Origin of the sequence: Flavobacterium sp. GCM10022190 (assembly GCF_042656445.1) — a bacterium.
GTDB classification, from domain to species: Bacteria; Bacteroidota; Bacteroidia; order Flavobacteriales; family Flavobacteriaceae; genus Flavobacterium; species Flavobacterium nitratireducens.
On sequence record NZ_JBHSOQ010000002.1, the window covers coordinates 1 to 14,822 of the forward strand.

8 protein-coding genes and 2 rRNA genes are annotated in these 14,822 nt (G+C 30.7%); 4 read left to right on the forward strand and 6 right to left on the reverse strand.

Annotated elements, in window-relative coordinates; genetic code table 11:
* Nucleotides 1-127 (forward strand): 23S ribosomal RNA (locus ACFPTQ_RS07020); the annotation flags it as partial.
* 146 nt (nt 128-273) lie between these two features.
* Nucleotides 274-382 (forward strand): 5S ribosomal RNA (gene rrf, locus ACFPTQ_RS07025).
* Between the two features lie 342 nt (nt 383-724).
* Here rrf and ACFPTQ_RS07030 read toward each other — a convergent pair.
* Nucleotides 725-1,129 carry a response regulator gene (locus ACFPTQ_RS07030; RefSeq protein ID WP_379775595.1) on the reverse strand — a complete coding sequence of 135 codons (405 nt, stop codon included), beginning with the start codon at nt 1,127-1,129 and terminating at the stop codon, nt 725-727.
* A gap of 1 nt (nt 1,130) precedes the next feature.
* Nucleotides 1,131-2,843 (reverse strand): PAS domain-containing sensor histidine kinase, encoded by a 1,713-nt coding sequence (locus ACFPTQ_RS07035; protein WP_379775597.1) that lies wholly within the window; start codon nt 2,841-2,843, stop codon nt 1,131-1,133.
* Between the two features lie 189 nt (nt 2,844-3,032).
* Here ACFPTQ_RS07035 and typA point away from each other — a divergent pair, with 189 nt between their 5' ends.
* Nucleotides 3,033-4,829, forward strand: a complete 1,797-nt coding sequence (gene typA / locus ACFPTQ_RS07040; protein WP_278035263.1) for a translational GTPase TypA — start codon at nt 3,033-3,035, stop codon at nt 4,827-4,829.
* Between the two features lie 70 nt (nt 4,830-4,899).
* On the opposite strand, the gene ACFPTQ_RS07045 is transcribed toward typA, so the two are convergent.
* From ACFPTQ_RS07045 to ACFPTQ_RS07060, 4 genes are read right to left on the reverse strand one after another with little or no spacing between them, the layout of a single operon-like run.
* A complete protein-coding gene (locus ACFPTQ_RS07045) occupies nt 4,900-9,330 on the reverse strand; it encodes a T9SS type B sorting domain-containing protein (protein WP_379775600.1) in 4,431 nt (1,476 codons plus the stop codon).
* 30 nt (nt 9,331-9,360) lie between these two features.
* Nucleotides 9,361-11,193 carry a T9SS type B sorting domain-containing protein gene (locus ACFPTQ_RS07050; RefSeq protein WP_379775602.1) on the reverse strand — a complete coding sequence of 611 codons (1,833 nt, stop codon included), beginning with the start codon at nt 11,191-11,193 and terminating at the stop codon, nt 9,361-9,363.
* A 57-nt stretch (nt 11,194-11,250) separates the two neighbouring features.
* Nucleotides 11,251-11,658: a response regulator gene (locus ACFPTQ_RS07055; protein ID WP_379775605.1), complete on the reverse strand. Its 408-nt coding sequence runs from the start codon at nt 11,656-11,658 to the stop codon at nt 11,251-11,253.
* On the reverse strand, nt 11,648-13,417 hold the full coding sequence (locus ACFPTQ_RS07060; protein ID WP_379775608.1) for a PAS domain-containing protein: 1,770 nt from the start codon (nt 13,415-13,417) through the stop codon (nt 11,648-11,650). The genes ACFPTQ_RS07055 and ACFPTQ_RS07060 overlap by 11 nt, the downstream gene beginning before the upstream one ends.
* Before the next feature lie 334 nt (nt 13,418-13,751).
* Here ACFPTQ_RS07060 and ACFPTQ_RS07065 point away from each other — a divergent pair, with 334 nt between their 5' ends.
* A complete protein-coding gene (locus ACFPTQ_RS07065) occupies nt 13,752-14,807 on the forward strand; it encodes a hypothetical protein (RefSeq protein ID WP_379775611.1) in 1,056 nt (351 codons plus the stop codon).
* Nucleotides 14,808-14,822: the final 15 nt, after the last annotated feature.

Sequence of the window (14,822 nt, forward strand, 5' to 3'; positions counted from 1 at the left end):
GCGCGAAACCCACCACAAGATGAGATTTCTTTTAAGGATCGTGGGAGATGACCACGTTGATAGGCTATAGATGTAAAGGCAGTAATGTCATAGTCGAGTAGTACTAATAATCCGTAAGCTTATGTACACTTTTCCCCCGATGTAAATCGGGGGAGGAAACTTTCTAAATGAATTAAAATTCTTTATCTCAGTATGTTAAAATATTGTTTAATTAATAATTAACAATTTATAATTGATAATTAATAATTAAAAGCTGCTTGCAGCGAATGACCTTAAGGTGGTTATTGCGGCGGGGCTCACCTCTTCCCATCCCGAACAGAGAAGTTAAGCCCGCCTGCGCAGATGGTACTGCATTTTGTGGGAGAGTATGTCGTCGCCTTTCTTTAGTGAAGCCCAGCTTGTAAAAGCTGGGCTTTCTTGTTTTATATACATTCCAGAATTGATTATAGATACTTTTTTTTACAAATTGGATAATCAAATTTTTGAAAAAAATTTTGCAAAACATCAAACCCTATCCAAAAATGGATAGGGTTTGATGTTGTTTAATATAGGTAAGTATTTAAGATTTATATTAATTAGTATAGATTGTCTTTTTATTACTGAGTAATTCAGGTAGGATAAAGCGTTGTGATTTTCTTTTAGATTAATCTCAATACAAATTATTTATGGATTGAATTTTTATATTTTTAATTGTGTTTTTAAAATTATAATTTAATTAAAAGGATTATTGTTGGTTTTCAAGCTTTTCTTGTAGATAACTCAGTATTTCTGTGGTAATTGGTTTTGGTAAAAAATCAATGACCATAGGGTATTGTTTTGATTTTTCATGGTCTTCGGGGTCGATAGTTGATGATAATACGACTACTTTAGTAGATACTTTTGCATATTTTTCGGTATTAAAACTGTTTAAAAAATCCCAGCCATCCATAACAGGCATGTTTAAATCAAGAAAAACTAGTTGTGGTACTTCCTTACCTCCTTCGTTTATAATTGAATCAAAATATTGTAATGCTTCTTCTCCGTTTTTTGCTGAATCAATATTATTTGAAAATGATTTTTTTATGATAACTTTTTTGCATAACATTAGAGTGATCGGGTCATCATCTACACACAGGATTAAATCTAACATGTTAATTGTTTTTGAACGTTAATGTAATTGTAGTTCCTTTGTTTAATTGACTTTCAATACTGATATTTCCTTTCATAGCTTCTACTTGAGATTTTACAAGGTATAATCCTAATCCTTTACTATCAGGGTAGTCATGGAATCTTTGATATAAACCAAAAATTTTGTCTTTATTTTTGTTAAGATCTATACCGATTCCATTGTCTTTAAAGATGAGTTTTACACTGTTTTCAATTTGTTCAGCGATAACTGAAATTTTTAAAACTCTATCTTTGGAACTATATTTTAGTGAATTTGTTAGTAAATTTAATAATATACTTTCCAAATAAGTTTTGTTAGTGTTTAATACGGCAACACTATCTAGGTTTAGTTTAAGTATAGGATTGTATATTTCTATTTGATTTGTTAATTGATTAAAAACATTTTCAAATATATCTTTCAAAGACACATTCTCTTTTTGGATAGATGCATTGTCTTTTATGATCATAACTTTTGTTAAATCCTCAATTGTTTCATTTAGTAGATGTGCTGATTTATTAAAGCCATCAAGGATTTCTTTTAGTTCTTGATCTTCAATTTCGATATCTTCCATCAGATTTAAAAGCCCAACTAAATTAGACATTGGTGCTCGTAAATTATGAGAGGTTATGTAAGAAAACTGTTTTAAATCTTTATTGTTTTGCGTTAATTCTTTAATTAGTTGTTCTTTTTCTTTTTCTTGATTCTTTTCATCCGTTACATCTCTTTGTATCGATACCCAATGCGATAATTCTTTTTCTGAATTATATATAGGAATCATTGTAAAGCGCAACCAAAATTCTGTTCTGTCTTTTTTATAGCATCTAATTTCAAGTAAACCTTCTTCTTTGTTTTGGATGATTTCAAAGATTCTTTTTAAAATCGTTTTTTCAGTGTTTGGACCTTTTAAAATATTCAGAGTGTTGTTGATTATTTCGTTAGATGTATACCCTGTCATTGTTGTAAAAGCGGGGTTTACGTATATTACTTTTGGAAGTGATCGCTTGTTGAAATTTGCTTCTGTGATAACAATTGATTCTTTTGTTTGTAAAATTACTGTTTCAAGTAGCTTTAATCGTAGTTCCTCTTCTTTTTGTTTAGTAATATCTTGAAGTGCTCCAATCATTCTAATCGCTTTGCCGTTTTCATCTTTCAAAAGAAAACCTCTATCTAAAACATATTTGTAAGAACCATCAGCACATCTAAAACGATATTCATCTTGCCATTTTTCTGTTTTTTGTTCAATAAATGAATAGAGTTTTATTGACATTTTAATACTGTCTTCGGGATGGATGTTTCCAAACCACCAACTAGAACTGTCTCCAACTTGTCCTTTTTCGTAGCCAAAAACAGCTTTTATTCCTTTGCTCCAATTTAATTTATCTTCTTGTATTTTCCAGTCCCAAATTGTGTCACTGGTCGCTTTTGCTACAATGTCATATTTTTCATTGGATTCTTTAATTTCATTATTGGTATTCTCTAGTTTTTCAAAGATGTTTTTGCTTTTTGTTTCATTGTTCTTTAATATAGTTTTGAATGCAAAAGCTGTAATTATAATTAAAGTAAAATCCTTTACTAGATTGAAAATTAGGTAATATTCGGGATTTAGAAAAAGCTGGGAGAGTTTATAAAGAAAAATCGCCAAAACAAAGGCAATTAGTAAGTAAATTAGGGTTATTTGACTTGTTTTTCTTTCCATACAATCAAATATAATTAATAATTGTTAAAAGCGAAATTTATGCAAAAAAAAAAATCAGGCAAGCTTTTTTTCTAACATATCAAAGGGTTGTTGTTATAATAAATATATATTAAAGTCGATTGTAAAGTATTTGATAAATATTTTTTATATCAAAATAAAGTGTACCTTTGCAGCCATTAAAAATCACAGATGGAAGCTATTAGAAACATTGCAATTATTGCCCACGTCGATCACGGTAAAACCACTTTGGTTGATAAAATTATGTATCACTGTCAGTTATTTCGTGAAAACGAAAATACTGGGGATTTGATCCTTGATAACAACGACTTAGAGCGAGAAAGAGGTATTACAATTACTTCTAAGAACGTTTCTGTTTCTTATAAAGGAACAAAAATTAATATTATTGATACTCCTGGTCACGCCGATTTTGGAGGAGAAGTAGAACGTGTATTGAACATGGCCGATGGTGTATGTTTGCTTGTTGATGCTTTTGAAGGACCAATGCCACAAACTCGTTTTGTATTACAAAAAGCTATTGATTTAGGATTGAAGCCTTGTGTTGTTATTAATAAAGTAGATAAAGAAAACTGTACACCTGAAGAAGTACATGAAAAAGTTTTTGACTTGATGTTTGAATTAGGTGCTACAGAAGAACAATTGGATTTCCCTACAGTATATGGTTCTGCTAAGAATAACTGGATGTCAGACGATTGGAAAAATCAAACAGAAAACATTGAGCCATTATTGGACATGGTAATTGCTAATGTACCAGCTCCTAAAGTTTCTGAAGGAACTCCACAAATGTTAATTACTTCTTTAGATTTCTCTTCTTTTACTGGTCGTATTGCTATAGGTCGTTTAGAAAGAGGTACTTTAAAAGAAGGAATGCCAATTTCATTAGTGAAGAGAGATGGTAAAATTATCAAATCAAGAATAAAAGAATTACATACTTTTGAAGGTCTAGGTCGTAAAAAAGTAGAAGAAGTAAGTGCTGGTGATATTTGTGCAGTTGTGGGTATTGAAGGATTTGAAATTGGTGATACTATTGCTGATTATGAAAATCCTGAAGCTTTACAAACTATTGCAATTGACGAACCTACAATGAGTATGTTGTTTACAATTAACGATTCTCCTTTCTTTGGTAAAGAAGGTAAATTTGTTACTTCTAGACACATTCGTGAAAGATTGACTAAAGAGTTAGAGAAAAACTTAGCGATGAGAGTTGCTGAGACTGATTCGGCAGATAAATTTATGGTATTCGGACGTGGTGTATTACACTTGTCAGTTCTTATTGAAACAATGAGAAGAGAAGGATACGAATTACAAATTGGTCAACCACAAGTAATTATCAAAGAAATTGACGGTGTAAAATGTGAGCCAATTGAGGAATTGACAATCGATTTACCTGAAAATCTTTCTGGTAGAGCAGTAGAGTTTGTTTCTGTTAGAAAAGGTGAAATGCTTTCTATGGAAGGTAAAGGAGAGCGTATGATTGTTAAATTCAACATTCCATCTCGTGGAATTATTGGATTAAGAAATCAATTGCTAACAGCTACGGCTGGTGAAGCGATTATGTCTCACCGTTTCATTGGTTACGAACCATACAAAGGAGAAATTCCTGGACGTAACAACGGTTCATTAATCTCTATGGAGAATGGTAAAGCTATTCCTTACTCTATCGATAAATTACAAGATCGTGGTAAATTCTTTGTTGATCCTAATGAAGATATTTACGAAGGTCAGGTAATTGGAGAAAATTCTCGTAGTGATGATATGACTGTGAACGTAACTAAAACTAAAAAGTTAACAAACGTTCGTTCATCTGGTGCTGATGATAAAGCTCGTATTGTTCCTGCAATTAAATTCTCTTTAGAAGAAGCTTTAGAATATATTCAAAAAGATGAGTATGTAGAAGTAACTCCAAAATCATTGCGTTTAAGAAAAATCTATTTGAACGAAAATGATAGAAAAAGATTCAAAATCTAATTTTCTATAAATACATAAAAAAATCCCAAATTTCATTAAGTTGAGATTTGGGATTTTTTACTTTTGATGGTTAGCGCTTCAAACTAAAATGGCCTTTGATTTCTTTACCGTTTTCAAGTTTGACAGTAAACCAATAATCATCAGCAGGTAAAGGTTGTCCATTTATTGTTCCATCCCAACCTTGGCTTTGTGGATTAATGTTTTTTATCAGTTTTCCATATCTGTTAAAAATATTAATGACAGTTTTAGAATTAAAAGTTGAATTTATTCCTTTTATTGTCCAATAATCGTTGTAACCATCATTATTAGGTGTGAAAAATCTTGGAATACCTAAAATAGCTACCGACTGTTCAGCTACGCCACAACCATTTTTATCTCTTATATAAACTTGGTGTATACCTGCAGAAACATTTTCAAATAGATTATTATCCTGATATAAATTTTCACTGTCATCTAGACTATATTCATAGCTCCCAATCCCATTTACAGTAATTAAGATACTGTTGTTTTCGCTTAATTCATTTACTTTAATATTGGCTATTTGAGCCATTTCAGATGCAATTACCGTAATAGTTCGTGTTCTACTACACCCTTTTTGAGAGCTAACAGTTACTGTGTAAGTTCCAGCTTTGTTGACTGATAATGTTGCTTTGTTTTCGTTGGGTAAAACCTGATTGTCTTTGGCCCAAACATAATTATAGATAGTTGGTAAACTTCCATCCAGTATGCCAGCATCGAGTGTTACAAAATAATTGGGCAAATTCTTGCAAACATACACATCGGCGAGATGATTAGTGTTAATATCAATATCGGGTTTGGGATTTACGATAAGAGTAACATGTGGACCAACACCAAAACAACTATTGTCAATTTCATTATCAACTCTAACCCAAATTTTTTGTTCTTTGGGCGAAAGTGTATTTCGATAGCTTGTTGTATTTATAATTTCGTTATTTTCAGCTAAAGCATCTGCTTCAGAAGAATAATATTTAATAGAATAATTTGTTTTAGGTTCAGGTAAAAGTGTTAAAATGCTATTGGATGCACTACTAAAATCAAATGCAGTTATTTTGTCATAGTCATCATTTGTTGCATCAATATAATCGTCACAATTTTCAAATGTAAGATTATAATTTGGAGGTAATTGTGAGGCAGAAACCAGCAAATTAATTTTTGCAACAGCATAACAACCATTATTGTTAGTTACTCTTGTCCAAATTACAGAACCATTATCTGCTTCGTAAGCTAATGGATTTGTAATCTTTTCTAAAGGATTGTTTGTTTCAGCTGCCAAATTTGAGGTGAAATAATCAAAAGTCTCGTTTTCGTAGTTAGCTGATATTTCATTGTTTTTTACCGTAAGATTAAAAGAGGATCTTGAATCTAAATCATCATCGCATTGTTTGATATTGATATCCTTTACAATTGGTAAATCCAAAACAGTTAATGTGGTTTCTTCAGATAATAAACCACAGGAATTCCCAAATTTGTTTAAAAATGCTCGGTATTTATAGCCATTCAGGGATTGTTTAACAGTCGAGATATTTAAAGTGTTTGAATCGACACCAGAGTAAGTACTGTTGTTGCTCAAATCATTCCAATTTGTTCCATCGGTAGTAATTTGCCATTGAATCCTTTCTGCATTTGAAGTTATTGAAACTGAAGCATTTTGATTTAAACAGATTGGTATGATTTCGGGTTGGTTTGTAATTGTTATAAGACCAGAAGTCAAATAATTGGAATTAGGTGTTGTATATCCATCATTTCGGCTTGTTACAAGTCCATTGTTGTCAACTGTTGCTGGGAAAATAGTTCCTAAAATAGGATTTCTATTTGTACTTGTAAATCCTGCTTCTGTAACATCATCACATAAATCGCCATCGCTATCCAAGTCTCTAAAGTTTTTTATTCCATCGTTATCTGTGTCTGTACCATTACTTCCGGTTTCCACAGAATCTAAAATACCATCATTATCACTATCTAAATCTAAATAGTCTGGAATTCTGTCAGCATCCGTATCTATCGGAGTTAATTGAGTTTCGAAAACATCATAGATACCATTTTTATTAGCATCATTAGTGTTTAAAACAAAATTATTGGCTTGGCTTTCTATTAAATCAGTAACACCATCATTATCAGTGTCAGTATCTAATTGGTCTACAATTCCGTCACCATCAGAGTCTTTGGGTACGCAAATTGCAAAAAATTTCATTGTAGTTCTATTGGCTTGTGTATCTAAAAGATTTTTGTGAGTAAAACTAATAGAATTGACTAAATGGGTTAAGAATTTAAAGGATGTTGAACCAGCAGTCAAAGGTGTTATTCCATTGATTTGAAAGCGAATTTCAAATGAGGAATATTCAGTAACACCACTTTCATAAATACCATCATAATTGGTGTCAATTAATAACTCATTATTTGGGTTAAGTACAGTTATTGTTTTATCTGTTTCCGTTGTTATTGTATATTCAGCATTTGCATTTAATAAATCGGTAGTATTAGCAGAAGTTACATATTCAATACCAATACTTATAGGTTTATTGAATGTCAAAGTGTATTTTGCAAAATTTCCTTTTCCTGCAGGTATATTAGAAATAAAGCTACCGTCTGAGTTTCCTGTAATAGGGGTATTGCTGACGGTTGTTGAAGTGCTAGTAGTTCCAGTATAGGAATTGGAATAGGAACCAATATTTAAATTTCCAGAAGAAATGTTCGAAATATTCAGGTTTTGGTTCCCGTACGATTCATTACAATTGGAAATTCCGTCATTATCATGATCCAAGTCAATATTATCATTAACAGTATCATTATCGACGTCTGTGGTACAATTACTCACAGGAATGATGTCGGAGATTAGTGTAGTGTTACATCCTGTAATACTTCCTCTTACTTGATAATATCCGGGTTCAGTTGGTTTGTATGTGTTAGAATTGCTATTGCTAATTGGGGTATTATTAAAATACCATTGATAACTATCATAATTTAAAGTAGTGTTAACATCCAAAATAATATTAGGAATACATGAAGTTGTTATGATATTGATTTTGTCAAAAGTAATTTCTGGTTTTGAATCAAATCCTGAATAATAGCCACCATAAGTAGCTGCATTATTAGTGCCAAAGTAAGATACATAAACTTGTCTAGTTGATTTAATTGTAATATTACCATTCAAATTGGCGATAGTATATACAACAAAATTAGGGTTTCCTGTAACTTCAACTGGATCTGAATTGATAGGGTTATTGTTTATTGAAACAGTAGCATTTTTTTCAGTAATAATATTTAAACCGCCATTATATAAAGTGTTACCTATCGATTCAATCATAGGGATATTATCTACAACATTTGGAGTTGCACAATTGATAGGAGGTACGTAAAATAAGTTTTGGTTTGCAATTGGGTTGTTTTGCGGATTTTCATTGTTATAGGGAGGTGGGTTTTGTTTTAATCCGCCAATACATTGGTAAGCAAATACATTTTCTGAAGATCTCACATATAGATTACCGTTTATGAATTCGGATCCATCAATTGCAATATATTCTCCTGCTTGTAGTGTGTAACTGGGAACTGTTTTATCATTCAAATAAATGGTTGTTTGTGGTTCATGTGCTACGATTATAACACGTTCTATTTCATCTGGTCCTACACCTTTTACGAAAATATATTCTTTACCTGTTTTTTCAATTGGGACTATTTGATCAAAACCTATGTCTCTACCAGTTGGCCTTAAAACACCATCGCCAAAATCTCTAACAACGATACTATTACTACCACCAAATGATCCAGAATTAACAACAATAGCTTTGTTTGATCTTACAAGTGCACCAATGATTTTGGAGCTGTTTGAGGTTTGGGAAGTTTCGTTTTGAATATTTTCTAGAGCAATTATGTAACTTTCGTTTTTGTTTAAATTGATAGTTATAGGGCCTGTCACAATTGTTCCATTGGCTAAAACTGTTCCAGCAGGTATATTGGAGATAGTTACAGTGGTGTTGTTGTCTGTTGCCAAAATAGAAGCAAAATTAAGTAGTGAACTGTCAAATAATGGGTTTGTCATTGCACCAAGTCTAAAAATGGTTCCAAGGGCACTATTTCCTTTTGTGACTAATCCACCAGCATGATTATAACCATTATTTTGATTTAAACCCGCATTTACCCTAACACTGCAATACACTAAATCGTCTGCCTCGATAATGTATCCTTTGTTGCTATTTTGTCCCGTTTTAATTTTTGGAACGAATAATTGCGTATCCTCTCCAACTCCTATTGGGAATACGTAAGGGTTATTTTTGTTTATCGTTGCATTGATAATTTGTCCACCAATGGCAATAATTTTTATTTCCACATTTTTAGTAGTAGGTGTGGATATGTATAGATAATGATCTCCTGCTTTTAGCCCTTGATCTTGACAAGTTAGAGGAGGGATATAATGAGTTTTACTAAACTGGCCGTAGCCTTTTAGCATCGCACAAAAAAAGAATACTATTAAAATTTTCTTCATTTGCTAAATGTATAAATTATTTGTTATTATTTATCTTTTTAGCGAAAAATGGCCTTTTATGCTTTTGCCATCTTCAAAAATTAAATTAAACCAATAATCATCAGCAGGAAGTAAATAACCGTTAAGTGTTCCGTTCCAATTTAAGTTTGAGGACTGAAATTCTTTGATGAATTTTCCAAAACGATTAAAAATACGGATAGTAGCTAGGGGAAGCGTATTTAAATTTTTTATGGTCCAATAATCATTATATCCATCTCCGTTTGGGGTAAAAAAGCGAGGATAGTCTAGTATAATAAAAGGAAAAGGAACCGACTCAGTACATAAACTTTTATCACGGGCACGGGCAATATAATTACCAGGTGCTAGCTTCGTAAATTCAGGACTTTTTTGATAAAATATTCCGTCTATAGAAAATTCAAAATCACCATTCGAAATAGATTCAATCGTAGCAGTATTATTATCCCCTCCAAAATTAGTTGTTTCAACAGCTGTAATAATGTTTGCAGGAAGTTGGTTGTCAGTCTTTAAAATATTCAAAGTTAATTCAGCATAATAAGCACAATTGTATGAATTTGTTACTTTAGCAATTACTGTTTGTGTCAAAGTTTGATTTGTATAATGTAATGGATTACTAATAGGATTGTTATTGTTTTTTGCATCCAATATATTCTCATAATAAGTAATCTCACTTAAAGAGGTGTTATTGTTTTTGATTGAAGTATCTGCTTGTGTTAAATCAAATGTTTCTTTTTCATTTCCATCAAAATCACATAGCGATAGGCTACTATTTTTTAGTTCAATTTGTGGGGTGTATTCAATTTTGATGTCTTTTGTTGCTACACAAGTAGAAGGGGATAAAGTAACTTCAACTTTATAAGTTCCTGCTGAAGTAACTGTGTAAGAAGGATTAGTTTCTAAGGGAAGAAGAAATCCGTCTTTATACCATTTGTAGCTATAATTTGGAGATAATTGGGTGTCTATTATATAATTTTCACCAAAACAAATAGCATTATTTGAAGCTAATAACCGATCTTCTCCTAAGTCAATTTCAGAATTGAAACTGGCCGCTTCTACAAAAATAGCCGAATCGTAATAGACAAATCGATCATCTGCAACAACTAATTTAATATGATAGGTTTTTCCTGGTATTACACTTGATGTAGCATTTAGAATTTTAGTTTGTCCAGCGTAATTTATGGGGCTATTATTGTTTGGATTGGTATTTAATTGACTAAAATAAGATTCGTTTTTTGCTTCACAACCATCTTTAAAAACGATTTTAGGATGTATGTTAAAAGAGGATACAGGAATAGTTGTTCCCGGAATTATGGCTAAATTTTGATAAGGATTAGTACTTCCTTTTTCTTTGATTAAAAATGCAAAACCATCAGAAAATTCACAAGGATAATTATCTTGGTATTCATTAGAAGCTAAAAGATAATTAAAACTGATGCTGTTTGTAAGGGGAATAAAGTCAAACTCTAATACTGTAGCATTTACCGAATTAATATTTAATGTTTGGTTAAGATCAGTATCTCCAAGCCAGGAGTTATTACCATCATTAAAGTCTCTAACAAATGGCCCCGAAGCATTACTACTGCTTCCGGAACTTAATATAATTCCAGATTTAAAAGGAAAATTTGAAGAAGTGTTGGTAAATGTGCCATAGCTGTTTTTACCTGATGTATGCGTATCTCCTTTAACTGTTTCATTTGAAATTTGTAAGCAGGAACTATTATTGGTCAATACATTGACGAGTTCAGAAGCATTTTTTGCATCGTCTATACTAATAAACTGAGCCTGTATTTTTGAACTTAAAAATACACTTAAAACACAATATATTATTGATTTGTAGACTTTCATAGTCTTACAAAGTTAGTATAAATTGATGTTTTAGTTTGTAGTATTACACTTTAAAGTCTAAATTTTTATTTCTTTTTCAATTAACAAAGAAGCTTGATTTAACTTTTCTGAATTAAGTGGTTTTACGATGTAGTTTTTAACCAACGGATAATTTTTAGTCATTTCTAAGTCGGAAGGATCGATCGATGATGAGACTATGAAAATGATGATTTCTTTGGAAAAAGTGATATGTTCTAATTCGTCTAGGAATTGCCAACCATCCAAAACAGGCATATTTAAGTCTAATAAGATAACATCTGGTAGTTTTAAAGGGGTTTCAGCATTTTTTATCAGTTCATCAAGAGCGGTTCTTGGATTATGAAAGGAGATGATTTCCTCACAAAAATTATTTTTTGTGATTAGCATGCTCATTAGTTTTATTGATAGTTTATCGTCGTCAATTATGTAGGTTATCTTATTTTTCATCAAAATACAATTTAAAAGTGCTTCCTTCTCCTTCTTTACTTTCAATTTCGATTTTACCTTTCATGGCTTCAATTTGATTCTTTACAATAAATAGGCCAATTCCTTTTGCATCGTCATTTCCATGGAACGATTTGTACATGCCAAACAATTTATGTTTGTTTTTATCAATATTTATGCCTAATCCATTGTCTTTGAACGATAGTACATGGAAATACTTTTCTCTATGGAAGTTAATTTCCAATTTGGGATAACGATTAGGTGACTGATATTTAACTGCGTTAGATATAATATTTTGTATAATGTTTTCTAAATAGGAAGGAATAACTTTCAAATATATATCCTCCTCGATATTGTGCGTAATACTAATTTTACTTTTAAAAGGGATACTGTTTTTTTCAATTTCTGTTTTTAAATGAACAGCCGTTTTTTTTGTTTTTGAGTTTTTCTGTATCGTTAGTACTTCATTTAAGTTTTCAATTGTTTCGGATAATTTTTCGGTTCCTTCTTTAAACATTTCAATAAAACTGAGTTTTTCTGTAGTGTTATCTGTATTTTCAATCACATCGAGAACCATTTGTAAATTGCTAGTATGAGAACGGATGTTATGTGAAACAATATGAGCAAAATTTAGCAGTTTATTGTTTTGTTGATTTGTAACTTCAAGGATGTTCTCAAATTCAATTTCTTTATTTTTAGTAGTTGTAATATCTCTGCCAATGGCAATGAATTTGGTGCAAACGCCATTTTGATCAAAAATTGGTTTCAAGTTTAATTTTAGCCAATATTTTTCGTTTTGTTTATTGGTAAGTTGAAATATATTTTCAATTTCTTCTTTATTCTGAATGGCTCTTTTTATATCGTTTATTTTTTCATTGTTTGTCTCTGTATTATTACAAAGACTATCTATTTTTTTTCCAATAATTTGTTCCAAATTAGTTTCAGCGAGTTTCAGATAAGACTGATTAGCCCATATTGTTTCTCCATCGGGATTTGTAACAATGATTAAGTCAGTCGTTTTAGAAACAATAAGAGAAAGTATATCAGAGGTTTCTACAGAATCAATTTTTTTTAGAAAGCAAACTAAAAAGTTTTTATCATTTATGAGGAATTTTTTTCCAGATGCAATTTGAATAGGAACTAATTTATTGTCTTTTCTTTTTAAAATGGTTTCTTTAGTAAAAGGAATATTTAAATCGATATCAGTTTGGCTTAATGAAGGGAATAAAAAAGAGTAATTAGCATTGGTTAATTCATTATTAGTAAATGCTGTAAGATCATAAATTTGATTGTTACAATCGGTTATTATTCCTGTTTTTGTTTCAATAATGATTATCGCTTTTTGAATACTTGAACAAACGGTTTCGTATTTTTGAATAACCGATTTTAGTTTTATGATTTGTTCTTCCTCATGTGTGACATCCTTAATAGAACCATAAATTCTGTTTATTTTATCCGATTGATAATCCACTTGACAAACACATTCTAAATGCTTGATTTTATTATCAGAAGTAATAATTTGAAATTTGTCACTAATAGGGGTGTCGAATTCCATCGAACGGTTAATTAGTGATTTAAAAAGAATTAGATTTTTTCGGTTAAAAAAAGTTATTATATTTTTAATGCAAGGACTAAAAGATTCTGATACTTCAAAAATTTCTTTGGTTTTGTTGTCCCAAAGAATCGAATTTGTATTAAGGTTGATATCCCATTTTCCTATTTCAAAATTTTTTTTAAAATAAAAATCCAGATTTGTTTGCATAAATAGTAATTGTAAAGAATTGGATTAAATTTTGATTTGGTTGAATGGGTATTATTTAATTGACATGTAAATTAAGTGTTTTTACTTAAGTAAATATATCTAAAAAATAAAAGTACCCAAGTTATCTACAATCTACAAATAAAATCGATGAAAAGCATCTTTTTTTTAGAAGGTATTTTTTTTTAATACTCTTTTATTTGTTAAGATGTTAAAGTTTACTTTTTGATTTTGAAGTTTTATTATTTTTCTTGAACCGTAATTAAGATATTCTAAGTTTTTATATTCAAATGGAATTCCGATAATTTAGTCGTATTTTTGTATAAATTGCATATACATGAGCGATATTTCACCTTTATTCAAAAAACCCACTTATCCCATTAATCAATCACTTCTTGAATATTTAGAACGTTTTGATAGGATATCTAAAGTAGCTATATCATATGATGATTTATTACGCTTTTCAGGTTCTATAAATGTCTATGATAAGAATGATCATGATACATTATGGGCAAGAGTGTTTTATAATGAATTCGAAAGAAATGAGATTGATTTGAATTTGAAAAAGATATATTCGCTGCTGCATTCGGATGGTAATTTAGATATTATTAAGTTCCTAAATGTAGACGCAATTGATTATTGCACTTTTGGAAATTCAAAACCTTTCAGAATAAAAGTACGTAATGTTTTAAATGATAATTACGTACATTTTTACATAAAAAAAGCCGACGCATCTCGAATTTACGGATTGGAGTTAGAACATATATTGTCACCAGATAAAATTAACTTTTTAGTTTATCAAGACACCCTGATCGAAGAACATATAATAGGAATTCCAGGTGATGTATTTATGGAAAGCTTGCTTCATAGTTGTTCTGAAACTGAAAAATCACAAATAGCAAAGGAGTTTGTAAAATTTAATGAGCGATGTATGATTCGGCTTTTGGGAGATATGCGTGCGTATAATTATGTAATTGTACCTATTCATGATTTTGACCAAGTAGTTTATAAAATTAGAGCTATCGATTTTGATCAGCAGTGTTACGAAGGGAATTTTAAAATCTATAGGCCGCAATTTTTCAAGGAAAATTATCCTATGATTAAATTAATTAAAGATAAATTACAAAAAAGCTCCATCGAACAATACAAACATGAAGAGCGAGCCGCTCTTGCCAAAAGAATTATTTCTGCAGAAACACGGATTCAAAAAATTCTTCGAATCATGTCTCACGATACCATCGCTCCAGAAGCGCACATAGAACAATTAAAACTAGAATTATACCGTTATACGAATGATTTAAATTTTAAAAAAGCAACTTCAATGGGCTTTGTTTTAAGTGCAGCATTTAAGTTTGTGACCCGAAATTTCAAACATCCTGAATTGTTTAAATAGGATTAATAAAAATTG

Excerpts from the sequence above, each read along its gene's own strand:
- ACFPTQ_RS07045 (WP_379775600.1), bottom strand. The coding sequence starts at position 9,330 with ATGAAGAAAATTTTAATAGTATTCTTTTTTTGTGCGATGCTAAAAGGC.
- ACFPTQ_RS07035 (WP_379775597.1), bottom strand. The coding sequence starts at position 2,843 with ATGGAAAGAAAAACAAGTCAAATAACCCTAATTTACTTACTAATTGCC.
- ACFPTQ_RS07055 (WP_379775605.1), bottom strand. The coding sequence starts at position 11,658 with ATGAAAAATAAGATAACCTACATAATTGACGACGATAAACTATCAATA.
- ACFPTQ_RS07060 (WP_379775608.1), bottom strand. The coding sequence starts at position 13,417 with ATGCAAACAAATCTGGATTTTTATTTTAAAAAAAATTTTGAAATAGGA.
- typA (WP_278035263.1), top strand. The coding sequence starts at position 3,033 with ATGGAAGCTATTAGAAACATTGCAATTATTGCCCACGTCGATCACGGT.
- ACFPTQ_RS07030 (WP_379775595.1), bottom strand. The coding sequence starts at position 1,129 with ATGTTAGATTTAATCCTGTGTGTAGATGATGACCCGATCACTCTAATG.
- ACFPTQ_RS07065 (WP_379775611.1), top strand. The coding sequence starts at position 13,752 with ATGAGCGATATTTCACCTTTATTCAAAAAACCCACTTATCCCATTAAT.
- ACFPTQ_RS07050 (WP_379775602.1), bottom strand. The coding sequence starts at position 11,193 with ATGAAAGTCTACAAATCAATAATATATTGTGTTTTAAGTGTATTTTTA.